This is a genomic window from Providencia sp. wls1922 (genome assembly GCF_009706505.1).
Classification (GTDB): domain Bacteria; phylum Pseudomonadota; class Gammaproteobacteria; order Enterobacterales; family Enterobacteriaceae; genus Providencia; species Providencia lanzhouensis.
The window spans coordinates 66,919-84,806 of record NZ_WLUG01000082.1 but is presented as its reverse complement, the minus strand read 5'-3'; the positions used below and the strand labels follow the sequence as shown (position 1 = coordinate 84,806).

At 41.4% G+C, this 17,888-nt stretch carries 14 protein-coding genes; 5 read left to right on the top strand and 9 right to left on the bottom strand.

What is annotated here, in order from left to right:
• Positions 1-496: 496 nt before the first annotated feature.
• Together murI and btuB are read right to left on the bottom strand one after the other, a co-directional pair.
• Positions 497-1,360, bottom strand: a complete 864-nt coding sequence (gene murI, locus GKR71_RS08960) for a glutamate racemase (RefSeq protein ID WP_154609922.1) — start codon at positions 1,358-1,360, stop codon at positions 497-499.
• Entirely contained in the window at positions 1,305-3,164 is a 1,860-nt protein-coding gene (gene btuB / locus GKR71_RS08955; RefSeq protein WP_154634180.1) for a TonB-dependent vitamin B12 receptor BtuB, read from the bottom strand. Before btuB ends, murI begins: the two co-directional genes overlap by 56 nt.
• A 478-nt stretch (positions 3,165-3,642) precedes the next feature.
• On the opposite strand from btuB, the gene trmA reads away from it, so the two are divergent.
• Positions 3,643-4,740 (top strand): tRNA (uridine(54)-C5)-methyltransferase TrmA, encoded by a 1,098-nt coding sequence (trmA, locus tag GKR71_RS08950; RefSeq protein ID WP_036950906.1) that lies wholly within the window; start codon positions 3,643-3,645, stop codon positions 4,738-4,740.
• Positions 4,741-4,828: 88 nt separating this feature from the next.
• Here the strand turns inward: trmA and GKR71_RS08945 are convergent, their stop codons facing one another.
• Both GKR71_RS08945 and fabR read right to left on the bottom strand, forming a co-directional pair.
• The gene (locus GKR71_RS08945) at positions 4,829-5,218 is read right to left on the bottom strand and encodes a YijD family membrane protein (RefSeq protein ID WP_036950904.1); all 390 of its coding nucleotides are present in this window, start codon (positions 5,216-5,218) and stop codon (positions 4,829-4,831) included.
• Positions 5,219-5,228: 10 nt separating this feature from the next.
• Positions 5,229-5,888, bottom strand: coding sequence for an HTH-type transcriptional repressor FabR (gene fabR, locus GKR71_RS08940; protein ID WP_036950902.1), 660 nt, complete (start codon positions 5,886-5,888; stop codon positions 5,229-5,231).
• Positions 5,889-6,225: 337 nt separating this feature from the next.
• On the opposite strand from fabR, the gene sthA reads away from it, so the two are divergent.
• Positions 6,226-7,626 carry a Si-specific NAD(P)(+) transhydrogenase gene (gene sthA, locus GKR71_RS08935; RefSeq protein ID WP_036950900.1) on the top strand — a complete coding sequence of 467 codons (1,401 nt, stop codon included), beginning with the start codon at positions 6,226-6,228 and terminating at the stop codon, positions 7,624-7,626.
• Between the two features lie 87 nt (positions 7,627-7,713).
• Here the strand turns inward: sthA and oxyR are convergent, their stop codons facing one another.
• Entirely contained in the window at positions 7,714-8,619 is a 906-nt protein-coding gene (gene oxyR / locus GKR71_RS08930; protein WP_036950898.1) for a DNA-binding transcriptional regulator OxyR, read from the bottom strand.
• A 1,395-nt stretch (positions 8,620-10,014) separates the two neighbouring features.
• On the opposite strand from oxyR, the gene GKR71_RS08925 reads away from it, so the two are divergent.
• On the top strand, positions 10,015-10,368 hold the full coding sequence (locus GKR71_RS08925; RefSeq protein WP_154634179.1) for a hypothetical protein: 354 nt from the start codon (positions 10,015-10,017) through the stop codon (positions 10,366-10,368).
• A 64-nt stretch (positions 10,369-10,432) separates the two neighbouring features.
• Here GKR71_RS08925 and argH read toward each other — a convergent pair whose 3' ends face one another.
• The 4 genes from argH to argC form a co-directional block, all read right to left on the bottom strand.
• The gene (argH, locus tag GKR71_RS08920) at positions 10,433-11,809 is read right to left on the bottom strand and encodes an argininosuccinate lyase (protein WP_036950894.1); all 1,377 of its coding nucleotides are present in this window, start codon (positions 11,807-11,809) and stop codon (positions 10,433-10,435) included.
• Between the two features lie 77 nt (positions 11,810-11,886).
• Complete coding sequence (locus GKR71_RS08915; protein WP_036950892.1) at positions 11,887-13,107, bottom strand: argininosuccinate synthase; 1,221 nt, start codon at positions 13,105-13,107, stop codon at positions 11,887-11,889.
• A gap of 67 nt (positions 13,108-13,174) precedes the next feature.
• Entirely contained in the window at positions 13,175-13,951 is a 777-nt protein-coding gene (gene argB, locus GKR71_RS08910; protein WP_036950890.1) for an acetylglutamate kinase, read from the bottom strand.
• A gap of 34 nt (positions 13,952-13,985) precedes the next feature.
• The gene (gene argC / locus GKR71_RS08905; RefSeq protein WP_108479185.1) at positions 13,986-14,990 is read right to left on the bottom strand and encodes an N-acetyl-gamma-glutamyl-phosphate reductase; all 1,005 of its coding nucleotides are present in this window, start codon (positions 14,988-14,990) and stop codon (positions 13,986-13,988) included.
• A gap of 102 nt (positions 14,991-15,092) precedes the next feature.
• On the opposite strand from argC, the gene argE reads away from it, so the two are divergent.
• Both argE and metF read left to right on the top strand, forming a co-directional pair.
• Complete coding sequence (gene argE, locus GKR71_RS08900; protein ID WP_036950886.1) at positions 15,093-16,247, top strand: acetylornithine deacetylase; 1,155 nt, start codon at positions 15,093-15,095, stop codon at positions 16,245-16,247.
• Between the two features lie 231 nt (positions 16,248-16,478).
• Positions 16,479-17,366: a methylenetetrahydrofolate reductase gene (metF, locus tag GKR71_RS08895; RefSeq protein WP_036950884.1), complete on the top strand. Its 888-nt coding sequence runs from the start codon at positions 16,479-16,481 to the stop codon at positions 17,364-17,366.
• Positions 17,367-17,888 lie beyond the last annotated feature (522 nt).

Sequence of the window (17,888 nt, the reverse complement as noted above, 5' to 3'; positions counted from 1 at the left end):
TGTTAGGCCTGCCGCCAGCGTTCAATCTGAGCCATGATCAAACTCTTCAATTAAAAAGCTTGATGCTCAAAGAATGTTACTGTCGTTTGATTTCCGAAGAAACCAAATTACCTATTAGTTCATATATATGAATTAACGTGTTAGTCACTCTTCAAGACTTAAAATCAAATATTTTTTTGATAGTGTCCTGTGAGTGCCCACACAGATTGTCTGATAAATTGTTAAAGAGCGGTGCGACATTTCTTGAGAAATTCGACTCAGTTTTTATCAACTTAGGTCGTTGTCGCGAGGTGGCGTATATTACGCTTTCCTCATTGAGAGTCAAGTATTTTTTTACTTAATCTTTTCAGATTCTCTCGCTGCCGGTTCAGTGTCCATCGCGCTTTGCGTTGGCTTGTTCCCGGTCAGTGGTGGCGCATTATAGGGAGTCAGAAAAATCTGGCAACCCTTTTTTTGATATTTTTTTTCGTTCGCTCAGCTTTTCAGCGAATTTGACTTAAATAGCCAGTTTTTGCAGCGATTTGAAGCCTTCCGCCTCAAGAACAGGGCGTAATTCTTGTAAGCTCTCATTCATTAATAAGCAGTAAGCGAAGTCTTCTTCATTTGAATCCGTAACTTCAGCCTGATTATTGATGAGCCAAACGGTTCTTCTGGCAATCGCGGCACCAGAATCAATGAATCGAGTTCCGCTTGGAAGTACTTTTTCTAACTCTTCTACTATAAGAGGGAAATGAGTGCAGCCAAGAATCACCGTATCTGGGGCCTCTTTCATTTTAATCCACGGTTTGACGGCTTGAGCCACTTCATCCAGCGGCAATATTTCACCATGCAATTTTCTCTCTGCCAGTTGTACGAGTTCCGCTGAACCTAAAGAGATGACTTTGCAGTCTGTCGCAAAGCGCTCAATCAGCTCTTTTGTGTATTCACGATTTACTGTACCCCGAGTTGCCAACAAACCAACTACACCATTACGCGTCAGTTTAGTTGCGGGCTTAATCGCCGGAACGACACCGACAATTGGGAAAGTAAAATTTGCTCTTAAGTTAGGTAAGCTCACCGTGCTTGCAGTATTACACGCAATGACGGCAATGGTGAGAGGATGCTTTTTCGCGATGGCATTAACGATTTGATAAACCCTATCAATAATGAACTCTTCACTTTTCTCCCCGTAAGGGAAGGCTTCATTATCGAATGCATATATATAGTGCGCATTCGGGATCAGTTTTTTGACTTCACGATAGACAGATAACCCGCCCACTCCGGAGTCAAACACCAGAATGGTCGGGCGAACAGATAGGTTGTTATCAGAAGTTGTAGCTTCCTGTGAGGAAATATTCTCTTCCAGCGGTGCGATAACCATACGCGGTCTCATAGTCTTTATCGAACATATTAGCTATTTTACCACGAATTGTGAGATGTGAAGTGATTGGATATGCGGCTGTGATATCCCAAAGGCTAACGCCGCCAACTTTTGTACGTTGATAACTTTCATTGATATCGTAACGCTGCCCTATATATTGATAAGTTAGCCCCATTTCTACAGCCGCCATATTCCAATCTAATTGATACTTAACTTGCTGTTTGGCACGGCGATTCAGGATCTGATTGGTTTCTTTATTCCTAGGATCAATATACTGCAAGGTAAGCTGATGATGGAAAATCCATGTATCCATGTCTCCCACCCACTCAACACCTTTGATTCTTGCTTTCTTTATATTGCTATATTGCCCTTTAGGGCTAAAGTCGATCATATTATCGATATCATTTCTATAGGCTGTCAAACTCCAATCAAGTGGTCCACTAAGGCCTTCAATACCCCCTTCCCACTGTGCACTTTCTTCTGGGTTTAAATTTTCATTTGGCCCCCAACGACCGTACAGCTGATCTAATGTTGGTGCTTTATATGCAGTTGCATATGAACCAATCAGTCTATAACCTTCAATGAACTCCCATCCAGCACCTGCTTGCCATGTAGAATGCCAGCCATATTTAGAGTGATAATCACTGCGAACAGCGCCTTCGACAGTGACTTGGTTAAATTGGTTTTGTCCTGTTATATACAATCCTGTGTCATCAACACTACGTTTTTTAGCGATAAAATTATGATTTGGTTGAATCGATTGTCGATTCCAATCAATACCTGTACTAATCCCACCGTTATCTAACTTAAAGGTATTTCCCCATTGTAAGTTATATTGTTCTGAGTCCTTTAGTAATGAGGATTTATCATAGCGCCCTTTTCTTGGGTCAAAATCATAATCTTTTAAATGGCTATAACTGGAAATTAGTTGGGAAGAATAAATACCTTTCGTAAATTTAACGCCTACATCATAATTTCTGCTTGATAATTCGCGTGTATCTGTAATGACACCAGCATAATCCCAACTTGGTTCTGCATCATATTTTGTTCTGTTATCATAGCCATAAGCTCTGGCAAACCCACTGAACTCATCGCTAAATTGATGTTCAAGCCCCAACCATAATGTTTTATTCATAAATCCATCACGATCTGGTTGAGATATACCGCCTGTATTTCCACGAGCCTCAACATCGAATCCCCATGTATAGTTATATGAGGCTGATGCGGTTACTTTTGTTTTTTCCCCAATCTGCTGTTGAGTGGAGCCTGTGTAATTTTGATATCCATAACTACCAAGCGTTGCTTCTAATGTCGTTCCGGACTTAGATCTACCCGTGATAATATTGATGACGCCACCAATAGCATCAGAACCATAAACAGCGGAACGTGCACCTCGAATGTACTCAATACGTTGAACCATAGATAATGGAATTTGGCTCATATCCGATGAGCCACTGACACCTGCTTGATTCAGTCTAATTCCGTCAACAAGTACAAGAACATGTCCTGAATTTGTGCCTCTGACAAAAAGTGAACTTAGTTGACCTCGTCCACCACTCTGAGCAACATCCACACCCGGCAGGCGTCTCAATACATCAATCACGGTATTTGACTGCCAATGATCAATATCTTCACGGGTCACTACAGTGACTGGCGCTAATATAGAAGAGATAGGTTGCTCGAAACGGTTAGCAGACACCACCATTTCATCTGACGAATTAGAGCTTGCACTTGCCAAAGAGGAAATACCGCACAACACTGCCAGAGCTGCCACCGAAAGCGATAGCGACTTGTTATTATTCATTATGTTTACACTCGGAAAATCAATTAAATTAACATTCCGCGACGCCGAAAATCAGATCCGCGCTGAGATTCAACAAAGCGATAAGAAGTGTGGTAGGTATCGGACTTATAAAGTGACAAGTTGGGTTTCTATATATGAAGCGATATATAAAATAAAAATTCGACCTGTTATATCCCCTAAATAACTCAAGCTGCATGTAGGTGGCAAGCGAAGATATTCCTAGGAGCATACTGAAGTATGTGACTAGGATAGCTGAGCGATGCCAACACCCATGTAGTTTGAAGAATGACGGGAATACCTTAATTACCGTTGCGCGTCAGCTTTGGACTCTCACCAAATTCCCTAAAACCACGAACTATTATCCTAAGTTGAATAGTTGTCAGTGTCCATGAATCGATAATGAAAACTGGACATCTTCGCTGCTTGCCCTACAATTTCGCCCCTGATGTGAATTTTGACTGTTTTATGGGGCCATATGATGCAAAACACCTTGCACACCGAAGATTACGAACTGCAACTTGCAGAGAAAGTTGACCGTCTGAAGAGTTTGATGGCCCCTTATGCTGCGCCTGAACCTGAAATTTATTCATCTCCAACTTCCCATTATCGGATGCGTGCAGAATTTAGAATTTGGCACGAAGGTGATGACCTATTTCATATTATGTTTGATAAAGAGACCAAAGAACGCATTCGAATTGAGTCATTTCCAGTTGCTAGCCAGCTAATCAACGACATGATGGCTGAACTTCTGCCTTTATTAAAACGCACTGAACTACTGCGCCATAAATTATTCCAGATAGATTACTTATCGACGCTGAGTAATAAGCTGATTGTTTCTCTGCTTTATCATAAAAAATTAGGTGATGAATGGACGGGACAAGCCAAACAATTGAAAGCGGATTTAACGGCGAAAGGCTTTGATGTTCAAATTATTGGTCGCGCCTCTAAAACTAAAATTATGCTCGACCACGATTATGTTGATGAAGTTTTACCTGTAAAAGGGAAAAACATGATTTATCGCCAGGTGGAAAATAGTTTCACACAGCCAAACGCACAGGTGAATATTAAAATGTTAGAGTGGGCGATTGATGCGACTCAACATTCAACTGGCGATTTATTAGAGCTATATTGTGGTAATGGCAACTTTTCACTGGCGCTGGCTCAAAACTTCAATCGTGTTTTAGCAACTGAAATTGCCAAGCCTTCCGTGCATGCGGCGCAATACAATATAGAAGCGAACAAAATAGATAATGTGCAGATTATCCGAATGTCTGCGGAAGATTTTACTCAAGCCATGAATGGCGTTCGTGAGTTTAATCGTTTAGAAGGGATTAATTTAGCGGATTACCAGTGCAATACTATTTTTGTCGACCCACCACGCAGTGGCCTGGATGACAAAACTGTTCAGCTGGTTCAAGAATATGACCATATTCTGTATATCTCCTGTAACCCTGAAACGCTGTGCGATAATTTAGCGGAACTCACCAAAACCCATAAAGTCGAAAAACTGGCTTTATTTGACCAATTCCCATATACCCATCATATGGAAAGTGGTGTGTTACTCACTCGACGCTAATACTCTCTATAAATTATTCCCTATAAATTATCCATAAAAAAACGCCGCACTATTATGTTGCGGCGTTTCTTTTTATTCAAAACTGATATTAATGTTCAGTTTCGCTTTCGAGAGCTTGTTCGTGTAGCTCTTTTTTACGTGCTTTCCAACTGGTGTACATCCACAATGCAATAATGACGATCACCGTGGCCGGGATAAAGTTAGAACCGACATCAGGATGTTGGACGCGTAAAATCGCTGCGTAGCCAAACATGCCTAAGAAAAAGCTGCCAGCGACAAATTTTGGTAATCCCATTGGCATGGCTTGATTTAAATAACGCTGGTGTAAGCAGTAAACAGCTAAAATTAATGTGACGATTGGGAAGATAGAAAATTCCACAAGGGAATTAAACAGGGTAGAGAACGTTCCGTGAGTCGATAAGCCAATTACTAAAGATAGCAGTAATGTGCTCCTCTCATAATTCTTGTGTTCCGTCATTGTCTCTCCTTTACTCTTTGGTTAAGTCAGGGTCTGTATCATTTTGTTTTTCTTGCTCGCGGCGGTACCAGTAATAAGCGCCTTTGGCTATCATACGTAGTTGCAACACTAACCGCTCTTCGAGGCGTCGACGTTTTTCTTCATCAATATCAAGCGCTTCAGCACCCGCACTAAACACGATAGTGACCATGGCTTCGGCTTGCATTTCAGTGAAATAACGCGGCGTACGATTTTCTAATTCAAGATAATCCGCTAATTCTGCAATAAAATGTTGGATTTCTCGTGCGACCGCAGCACGAAATTCAGCAGAAGTTCCTGAGCGCTCACGCAATAGTAACCTAAACGCGTTAGGGTTATTACCAATAAACTCCATAAAAGTGGAGACTGATGTGCGGATCACACTCCCGCCTTTTGCAATACGTTGGCGCGCTTGTCTCATCAGTTGGCGTAGCATCAAACCGCTTTCATCAACCATGGTTAACCCAAGCTCATCAACATCTTTGAAGTGACGGTAAAACGAAGTTGGTGCGATGCCCGCTTCACGAGCTACTTCCCGTAAGCTGAGGCTAGTAAAACTACGTTCTGCACTTAATTGGCTAAATGCCGCTTCCACGAGTGAACGACGAGTTTTTTCTTTTTGTTTTGCTCTAACGCCAATAGTGTTGCTCACGATTTTCCTAGTTTTCTACAATTAAAACGCCGCGAATAGATCAAAATATCACTTTTGAATACGCCCATCCGTTAAGCATACCTGAAAATTATTAATCTAGTTTAATGAAAAGATGACTCTCCCATCAATTTCGCCATTTTCAGAATTTCACCCAGCTTCATTTTTTTCTAGGCTGTGTCTTTTATCGACTTTTTTCCTATAAACTTTTTATATACTTTGCACCTCTTTATTTTTATCTACTTCCTATACTTATTTGTCTTTAGGATTTCGAATTGAGACAAGATGGCAAACGAATGTTACTATCACAACGTCCCTAGAATTAAAACAGGCTTACCTCATGCAACAACATACCCATTTTGATGCAATTGTCATTGGTTCCGGTCCTGGTGGTGAAGGTGCCGCTATGGGGCTGGTTAAACAAGGAAAAAACGTTGCTGTTATAGAACGTTATAACAGTGTCGGCGGCGGCTGTACCCACTGGGGTACGATTCCCTCTAAAGCCCTTCGTCATGCTGTTAGTCGCATTATCGAATTTAATCAAAACCCTCTATATAGTGATAATTCCCGCAGTTTACGCTCCTCTTTTTCTGAAATTCTTACTCATGCCGAAACCGTGATAAGTCAGCAAACTCGCATGCGTGAAGGGTTTTATGAACGCAATGGTTGCCAAATGTTTTCTGGTGAAGCAACTTTTGTTGATGATCAGCATGTTAGCGTGCGCTATGCAGATGGAAGTTGTGATGTCCTAAGTGCAGATAAGATTATCATTGCGACTGGATCACGACCTTATTGCCCGCCTGATGTTGATTTTACTCACTCCCGAATTTATAACAGCGATACCATTCTCAGCCTTTCCCACGAACCTCGCCATGTGATTATTTATGGTGCGGGTGTGATTGGTTGTGAGTACGCATCCATATTTCGTGGGTTAGGGGTCAAAGTCGATTTGATCAACACCCGCGATCACTTATTGGCATTCCTTGATCAAGAGATGTCTGATGCGTTGTCTTATCATTTCTGGAACAGTGGCGTGGTTATTCGTCACAACGAAGAATATGAAAAGATTGAAGGTTTAGATGATGGCGTTATTGTTCATCTTAAATCGGGCAAAAAAGTGAAAGCGGATTGCTTGCTGTTCGCGAACGGCCGTACTGGTAATACTGATAATATCGGTCTGGCGAATGTGGGAATCGAAGCGGATGGTCGCGGCTTAGTTAAAGTTGACCATGCTTATCGCACAAGTAATGAGCACATCTATGCTGTTGGTGATGTGATTGGCTATCCAAGCCTAGCTTCTGCGGCTTATGACCAAGGACGTATTGCGGCTCGCGCAATTACCTCTGGTTTAGGTAATGCCCATTTAGTTGAAGATATTCCGACGGGTATTTATACCATTCCAGAAATTAGTTCTGTGGGTAAAACAGAACAAGAATTGACGGCAATGAAAGTCCCTTATGAAGTCGGTCGTGCTCAGTTTAAACATTTAGCACGAGCACAGATTGCAGGCATGAATGTGGGTAGTTTGAAAATTCTCTTCCATAGAGAAACACTTCAAATTTTAGGTATTCACTGTTTCGGTGAGAGAGCGGCTGAGATTATTCATATCGGCCAAGCGATTATGGAACAAAAAGGTGAAGGGAATACCATCGAATACTTCATTAATACTACATTTAACTATCCAACCATGGCAGAAGCGTTCCGAGTTGCTGCATTGAATGGTCTAAATCGACTGTTTTAGTCAATCTCTACGCTTTACACTGAATGATTGGCTTTAGAATAAGTGATTGCAGGTTCATCCCCGCAATCACTTTTTTGCTTTTATAGCTTACTTTTTATTTCTGTAGTACTTATCCATCGAGCTGTAAATTGTTTCTGCAAGCTGCTCATAGCGTCCACGCAATGGAGAGCCCGGACGGTAAACTAATACAATTCGGCGTTTTGGCTCAGGTTCGATACAGTTCAAGTAACAAACGCCATCCCGACAAGCCTCATGAGGTACAGCCAAATCAGGCAGCAATGTAATTCCGCTACCCGCTGCTACCATGTTTCTCAGCGTTTCTAAGCTCGTTGCTCTAAAATGAGTATCTTCTTTTGCCCCGGCTTGGAAACAGAATCCCATCGCTTGATCACGTAAACAGTGGCCATCTTCCAACATCAATAACTTCTCACCCGCTAATTCCCCCATTTCAACCGTGTCACGGTCATGCCATGGGTGATTTTCATAAATCGCGAGTTTCATTGGCTCTTCAAATAATGGCACCACAATAAATGGCTCGGTTTCTTTGACTTCTGCCAGGATGGCGCAATCCAACTTACCACTATCTAACTGAGCTAATAATTGCTGAGTCTGTGCTTCGTGCAAGTAAATTTCTAGTTTAGGGTGCACACGATGTAATTCAGGAATAATGTGCGGAAGTAAGTAAGGTGCAACCGTTGGGATCAGCCCTATATGTAAAGGCCCCGACATACTTTCACCTTGTAAAGCTGCCATTTCTTGTAGAACTTTTATCTCTCTTAAGATCGTTCTTGCCTGCTCAACGAGCAATAAACCTTGTTGAGTAAAAAGCACTTTTCGGCTGGTTCTTTCTAATAGCATCACGCCGAGCTCTTCTTCAAGCTTACGAATTTGACCGCTCAGCGTAGGCTGACTTACATGGCAAGAATCCGCAGCACGCCTAAAGTGCTTGTGCTCAGCAAGTGCAACTAGGTACTCCAGATCACGAATATTCATCCGCCTTTTTCCTCTCGTTATGCCTGACTATATAGATAATACCAATCATTATAAAGAATAGATAATATTTCATCTATCAATAAAATTAAAAAACACCCTTGCCTTTTTAGGATTTATCTCATGTGAAAATGAAACAAATTGTAAGAATAAGAAAGTAAATATATTTCTATAATTTAATTGAGAAAAATAGTACCGAACAGAAGTATCAAACAATATTACTCTTATTTAGAGTAATATCATCCAAATTAAATCACTAAATATTACTATTTTAAAATAAATAATTACTTAACCTAAATTTAACAATGACATAAAAATAGTACAATAATGCAAATTGATACAGAAAATAGCACTTCGTTCCAATAAATTGAACGGTCATTAATATCCATAAAGGTAAATTACACTATTGCTCTTAGATATGATAACAATCGTTATTAACTTATTGTTTTTCCAGTAATATTTAATAATATTTCGAACGTTGAATTTCGAATCATTTAGACAAATAATTACTGTAATCAAACGCAAAATAAATAACGCCAACGTAAAAATTAGCAGCTTAACTCGTAGTCAGACACCTTTTAGACATTTAGATAAGTTAATTAAGGTAAGAAGAAAAAACGTGATAAGCATTGTGAGCATTGGATTCCGCTACAAAAGACATTAAGTCACTTTAAAACTAAGGAATGTTCAATACAGATGATATCAAATGTAAAACGCATATTGTTTATCATGAAAGTACGGAATATTGATACTTAGCCATCTAGATAATTTCTCTTATATTTCTATATAGAATGATTATCAAAAACCCTCTAAAAAATGACAATAACGAATGGCTCAAAACACACTAATGGAACTTAATACCCAAAAATAAGGTAATAACAATTATAAAGAACATAGCTTTATTAAGTATTACCCCATAGTAATGAAACATTTTGTTATATTCTCTTTCATATCTAATTAAAGTTTGTAAATACATATAAAAGAATATATTAAAGTGATCTGCATAGATTTTGATATATATTATCAATCACTCAATGAATGAGTGCATGCAAATCTCATAAATTGATTTTTTTATTCGAAAATATCGAATAAGAAGGTTTTTTACACCATAATTATAAACTAAATGGTGATTAGATAGTTTTTTATGGGTGAGCACTTTTACTTATACTATATTTAACTTATCCCATATTGTTTAATTTAATTTTAAAATTTCCATACATTTGATTTTCAATATTTACACCTTAATCGAGTTATTTGAATTATTATATGCTCCATCAAATAGCACGAGGTAATTGAAAAAATAAAAGTAGCCAATATATACCTTACGCAATACCGAATTTATTAAATTAATACACTTAAACAAATTGATTAAACACAAATCAGTTAGGGGATCCTATTATGAAAAATTTAACATCAATCGCTAAAAAAACCTTCTCTCGCGCAGTCATGGCATTATTACTCGTTCCGGCTTTTAGCGCAGTTAATGCCTATGCAGAAAACAGCGAACATAACGGTACCATCCAATTTACAGGCTCAATTGTCTATGCCTCTTGCTTGAATGAAGTAAATAATAATAATGTCACTTTAAATTGTTTAAACGACAATGACGATATGGTTGCCAATAGCATTGACCTGAAAAAATTAGTAAAAACTCAAGGTTGGAAAGTCTTGAATGGCGGCCGAAGTGTCTATTCTTATGATTGGCTGAATGAAGACAAACAGATGGGTATGTTAACAATTAAATATAGTTAAGATTAAACGTTATGGAAATTGGGGTAGCCATGCTACCCCCCATTTTTTACTACATTTTCTTTATTTACATCTTCAAGCGAGTTTTCGCATCTACAATGGCTTTTGCTACCTGCTTTTGAGATACCCCACCTTTTGCTAATCGCTTATCAAGACAAGACTGCAGAGATAAAATCTCATACACATCCAGTTGGATAGTTGCACTGAATTTTTGCAAATCACTTAATGCCATTTCTTCTAATGCTTTCCCCTGCGCTATCGCAGCCACAACAGCTTCACCCACAATATGGTGAGCTTCACGGAATGGAACGCCTTTTGCGACTAAATAATCAGCCAGCTCGGTCGCATTTGCATAGCCTTGTTTTGCTGCATCTTCACAACGAGGACGACGAATTTGAATACCATCCAGAACAAGTACCGCCATATGCATACAATCTAACCACGTATCGAGGGCATCGAATAACCCTTCTTTGTCTTCTTGCATATCTTTGTTGTAGGCAAGCGGTAATCCTTTCAGTGTCATCATCATGCCGGTTAATGCCCCTTGAACACGGCCACATTTACCACGAATTAGCTCCAATGCATCAGGATTTTTCTTTTGCGGCATCAGCGACGAACCTGAAGTCACTTTATCAGATAACTCTACAAACCCGGCTTCGCCACTATTGAAGAAAATCAAATCTTCAGCAAAACGTGATAAATGTACCATACCGATACTTGCGTCGGATAACAGCTCTAACACATGGTCTCTATCAGAAACTGTATCTAAACTGTTACGCGTTGCGGAGGAAAAACCTAACCATGATGCCAATTGCTCGCGGTCAATATCATAGGCTGTACCCGCCAGCGCCCCGCACCCTAATGGGCTGACATCTAAACGTTTTAAAGTATCTTGCAAACGACTTTCATCACGAGACAACATTTCGCAATACGCTAAACACCAATGAGCGAATGTCACTGGCTGGGCACGTTGTAAGTGGGTATAGCCTGGCATCACGGCATCTTGGTTATGTTCAGCAGTGATGACCAGCGCTTTTTGTAACTCAGTCACAGCTTCTAATAACAGCGCCACTTGGCCTTTACACCACAGTTTTAAATCTGTCGCAACTTGGTCATTACGGCTACGACCTGTGTGCAGTTTTTTCCCTAAATCACCGACCTTATCAATCAGTTTACCTTCGACCCAGCTATGGATATCTTCGGCGTCGCTTTGCAAGATAATCTCAGGCTCGGCTTGCACTTCAGCCAATAGCGCATTGAGTGCTTGCTCGAGAGATTTTTGCTCGCTATCAGACAGCACGCCAACTGTGACCAACGCTTTTGACCATGCCACAGAGCCAATAATATCCTGCTCAGCTAAGCGATAATCAAAACGCAGTGAATCATTGAATTGTTTAAACCGTTGATCTGCCTGCTGACTAAAACGTCCACCCCAAAGTGCCATAACGAGTCCCTACCTGATTGATAAAATAAGTGTCTGCCCGACAGCCCTATCTGGCTGTCGGGGTCATTCTGATAAAACTATTTTGCTTTGTTCTGTTCTTTCAGCGCACGAATACGTGAAGAGAGTGAATAGAGACGGATAAACCCACCAGCATGGCTGTGATCGTAAACTTCATCTTCACCAAATGTTGCAAACTCTTCAGAGTACAGGCTCTTATCCGCTTTTTTCTGGATAGCAGTCACTTGCCCTTTATACAGTTTCAGAACCACTTCACCCGTCACATCCTGAGCCAGGGATTCTGCCGCTGCTTGCAGAGAATGACGCAGTGGCGCAAACCAGCGACCGTCATACACCACATAAGACATTTCTAGACCTAACTGCTCACGCCATTTGTAGCTATCGCGGTCTAATACTAATTGCTCAACACCACGCAGCGCAGCCATCATGATGGTGCCCCCTGGGGTTTCATAGCAACCACGGGATTTCATACCCACTAAACGGTTTTCTACGATATCGATACGACCCACGCCATGTTTTGCACCCAGCGTATTTAATGTTTCTAAACACCCCAATGGAGACAGGGCTTTACCGTTCACAGAAACCACTTCACCGTGTTTCACACCCACAGTCACCAGCTCAGCTTCATCCGGTGCGTCTTTCGGATCAACCGTCCATACCCAGCAATCTTGGTTGGCTGCATTCCATGTGCTTTCTAATACGCCACCTTCGGTAGAAATGTGCCATGCGTTTTCATCACGGCTGTAGATTTTCTCTAAGCTAGCGGTAGTTGGAATATTACGTTCTTTCAGGTAATCCAGCAGAGCTTCGCGGGAACGTAAGTCCCACTCACGCCATGGCGCAACCACTTTCAGTTGTGGTGCTAAAGCGGTGTAAGTGCTTTCGAAACGCACTTGGTCATTACCTTTACCGGTTGCGCCGTGCGCGACTGCGTCTGCGCCAACTTTCAATGCGATTTCAACTTGCGCTTTAGCGATAATTGGACGCGCCATTGACGTACCCAGTAAATAGCTACCTTCATACAATGCACCCGTTTTCAGTACTGGGTAGATATATTCCTTGATAAACTCTTCACGCAGATCAACCACATAGCATTCAGAAGCACCTGATTGCAGGGCTTTTTTCTCAACACCGACTAAGTCTTCTCTGTCTTGACCCACATCAGCAACGAATGCCACGACCTCACAGTCATCGTAGTTCTCTTTTAACCATGGAATGATAGCCGACGTGTCTAATCCACCGGAGTATGCTAATACAATCTTCTTAATGCCCTTTTTCATAAATTACCTGTCCCAATTCTTTTAAAATAAATGTTTGATTTGTCTGTTTGCTTGCTCAGTTCTTCATTCAAGAAGCAAGAATTCGTGTGCCAATCGCGGTGCCATTAAATAATGATGGCAATTGCTCCGCATGGCGCCAGCTTGCAATATCCACCGGACGTTGCAATGTGGAAGCCGCTTCTAAAGCCGCATTCACTTTGACTATCATTCCATCAGTGATGATGCCTTGATCGATAAGTTTCTGGGCTTTGGCGGTGGTCATTTCATCAATCTTTTGACCTTTACCATCTAAAATACCGCTCACATCAGAAAGCAGGACTAAATCTGCATTCAGTGCTTGGGCAATCGCTGTCGCGGCTTGGTCTGCATTGACGTTCATAAGTTGCCCCTCTTCGGTGATCCCGATAGAGCTAATGATGGGTAAATATCCCGCAGACAGTAATAATTTCAGTAACTTAGCATCACCCGCTTTCGCGCTACCCACATGGCCTAGCTCATCATTAATTTGCGTAACCACTGCGCTGTGTCCATCCCCAAGGGATAAACCCACCGCTTGCAATTGATGTTTAATCGCCCATGCCAACAAAGTTTTATTCGCCGTTCCGGCTAACGCACCAGTAATAATGTCGATTTGGTCTGCTGGCGTAACGCGCAATCCTTGCTTTTTCACAACGGGTAATTGCAGTTTTTGCATTAATTCATCAACTAGACATCCACCACCGTGAACAATTACCAGCTCACGTTGATGAGCCTGACGGTAGGTTTGGATCGCCGTAAATAATCTTTCTAGGGCTTCTTCGCTATCGAGTAACACACCACCCAATTTAATGACTAAAGGTTGCATGGAGATTTATCCTTAATAAATTGCCATAAGAGCATTAAAGTAATGACTGCGTTTCGTTGAAACCAAACCGAATATTCATGCACTGAACAGCTTGCGCTGCGGCACCTTTTAATAGGTTATCTTCTGTACCCACTAAAATCAGGTGCTCACCTTTCAATACAAAGCCGATATCACAAAATGGCGTGCCAACCACCGATTTCAGTGCAGGAACCCCTTTGTCATATAAACGAACTAACGGTTTGTTGTGATACGCATCTTTAAATGTTTGGCTAATTTGCTCCGCTGTAACGCCGGCTTTCACTTTGCAAGTGATGGTCGCCAGTATGCCCCGTGCAAAATTGCCTAAATGTGGCGTGAAAATCACATCTCTACCTAGATGCGTCGCGATTTCAGGTTGATGACGGTGAGTGAAAATACCGTAAGGCTGTAAGCTCACTTCGCAAAAGCTGTTCGTCATGGAAGCTTTGCGTCCTGCCCCTGAAACGCCACTGGTCGCATTAATGACTGGCCACATGTTTTCATCGAGCAAATCCGCTTCAATCAGTGGCTTTAATGAAAGTTGAGAAACCGTTGGATAACACCCCGGTACCGCAATCAGCTGAGCTTGACGGATTTTATCTGCCTGCCATTCCGCTAAACCGTAAACTGCTTGCATTAACCACTGGGTATTTGTATGTTCGAAACCGTAGTATTGCGGATAAAACGCCGCATCTTGAACACGATAAGCACCCGAAAGGTCAAACACCACGCAACCCGCTTCAAGAAACTGGGGCGCGATGTCATGGCTCACTTCATGGGCGGTCGCGAGGAAAACAACATCGACCCCTTTTGCAGCCTCAGCCACATCAGTAAGCGGCTGAACCGGAAGGTCGATAATGCCTTTATACTGGGGATGTAAATCAGAAAAGCATTTACCTGCATCCGCACTTTGTGCGGAAACCATCAGCCCAGAAAGATGAATATCGGGGTGACGTTGTAAGTATGCGGCTAATTCTGCTCCAGTATAACCACTGGCCCCGACAATGAGTGTGTTCAACATGTGTTTTCTACCTTGTACTCGTGACCCAAACAGTTTAATGTGTATTTTTATTCAAATAAAGTGCATGAATATTGATACTATTATGGATAAAGGCTGTCAACAGTGAATATTAAATTACCTGCATTTATTGAGATTTATCGTCAATTAATCGCCACTCCGTCGATTAGTGCGACTGATTCGCAACTCGATCAGAGTAACCGAGCGCTGGTGGAGCTATTAGGTGGATGGTTAGAAACCTTAGGCTTTACTGTGAATATTCAACCGGTCCCTGATACCCGAGATAAATATAACCTGTTAGCCTCGATTGGCGAGGGTAATGGAGGGTTGATGCTATGTGGTCACACGGATACCGTCCCATTTGATGACGGTCGCTGGACTAAAGATCCGTTCAAGCTCACCGAACATAATGGCAAACTGTATGGGCTAGGCACCGCAGATATGAAAGGCTTTTTTGCCTTTATTATTGATGCACTGCGAGATGTTGACCTCAGTACCTTAAAACGTCCTTTGCATATTCTCGCCACGGCAGATGAAGAAACCTCGATGGCTGGCGCTCGCTTCTTTGCCGCCAGCACGCAATTACGCCCTGATTTCGCCATCATCGGTGAACCGACATCATTACAGCCTATTCGTGCGCATAAAGGGCATCTTTCCAATGCCATTCGCATTACAGGTCAATCTGGGCATTCCAGTGATCCAGATAGAGGCGTTAATGCCATTGAATTAATGCATGAATCTATCTCTCACTTAATGACCTTAAGAAATACATTGAAAGAGCGCTATAACAACCCTGCGTTTGTGATCCCTTATCCAACCATGAACTTCGGTCATATTCATGGTGGTGATGCAGCAAACCGAATTTGTGGTTGCTGTGAATTACATATGGATATTCGCCCACTACCAGGTTTAACGTTGCAAGATCTGGACGAGCTACTCAATGAAACTCTCGAACCCGTTCGTGCAAAATGGCCGGGTCGCTTAGCCATTGAAGAGATGCACCCACCGATCCCCGGCTACGAATGCCCCACAGATCATAAAATGGTGGCAGTCATTGAGCAGTTATTAGGTAAAAAAGCGGAAACCGTGAACTACTGTACGGAGGCGCCATTTATCCAAGAACTCTGCCCAACACTGGTGCTGGGTCCCGGCTCTATTGAACAAGCCCACCAGCCTGATGAGTTCATCGATATGAGCTTTATTGAACCAACCCGCCAACTCATCAGCCAAATGGTCGAGCACTTCTGTTTTACTGAATAATGTTGTACTGCATGCGGAGTCACTTGGCTCCGCATTTCCCCATCATGAATTTTTCTCTTGTTGCGCCTGAAAAAACATCAATTCCAAATTTGATTTAGGAGTTGACTCTCACTCAATATCGCGTAATCTCCATTTAGACGTCTAAACGTATAGAAGTACAAAAGAGTGCATATAATCGAATAACGAAAATAATCATTAAATAATGAGTTTCTTGAGGCGAGGTCACAGGGTATGAGTTTCTTTCACGCAAATCAGCGCGAGGCGTTGAACCAAAATTTAGCTGAATTAGATGGGCAGATTAATGTCTCATTTGAATTTTTCCCACCTCGCTCAGCAGAAATGGAACAAACATTGTGGAAGTCTATCGATAGGCTCAAGGTCTTAAAACCAAATTTTGTCTCTGTCACCTACGGTGCTAACTCCGGTGAGCGAGATAGAACCCATAGCATCATTAAAGATATCAAAGATAAAACAGGATTAGTGGCAGCACCGCACTTAACCTGCATCGATGCCAGCCCTGATGAACTAAAAACCATCGCGCGCGATTACTGGAATAACGGTATTCGCCATATTGTGGCATTACGGGGAGACCTCCCTGATAACAGCCGCAAGCCCGACATGTATGCTGAGCACTTGGTTGAATTACTGAAAACTGAAGCCGACTTTGACATTTCCGTCGCCGCTTACCCCGAAGTGCACCCTGAAGCTAAAAGTGCTCAGGCAGACTTAATCAATTTGAAGAAAAAGATTGAAGCCGGAGCCAACCGTGCCATTACCCAATTTTTCTTCGATGTTGAAAGCTACCTACGTTTTCGTGACCGATGCGTAGCAACAGGCATTGATGTGGAAATCGTACCGGGAATTTTGCCAGTCTCTAACTTTCGCCAGCTAGAACGTTTTGCCAAAATCACCAATGTGCGTATCCCAAGTTGGATGAATAGAATGTACGAAGGCTTAGATGATGACCCTGAAAGTCGTAATCTTGTTGGTGCATCAATTGCCATGGACATGGTGAAAATTTTAAGTCGTGAAGGCGTAAAAGATTTCCATTTTTACACCTTAAACCGCTCTGAATTGACTTACGCCATTTGCCACACATTAGGCGTTAGACCAAAATAATTGGGTGTTAGGTTGAAGTAACCACTTCATTCCTATCACTTATCGGGTTAATTCATTTATCGTGAATTAACCCAGTTATATTCCCCTCCCTCTATTCTATTTATCGCCATTCTCTATAATTCCATTTTCCATAGTTAATGCAGGCTAAAACCAATCATTATTAGACTAGATATTAAAGTTATGGAATAAATAATTCCTTAAATATGCCCAAATAGAATTAAAATGCAGAAAATATTTAATTAAAAACCCGAAATTAGATCAATCCAAAACAAATAGTCGTTTAGTGATGCGCTGATTAATATCATTAAAAATCACATAAAACGCTATTTTATCCTTATTCACCATTATTTACCTGATAATGAAAATATTATTTTTCAATAGCTTACAAAACAAAAGAAACCACATATCCCATTGATGCAACTCATTTTTTCACATTGAATGACGTAGTGAAAACCCAGATTAACAATGTTGATAAATTGTTATACCTGATTAACTTCGAATTTAAATCATATTTACCATAAA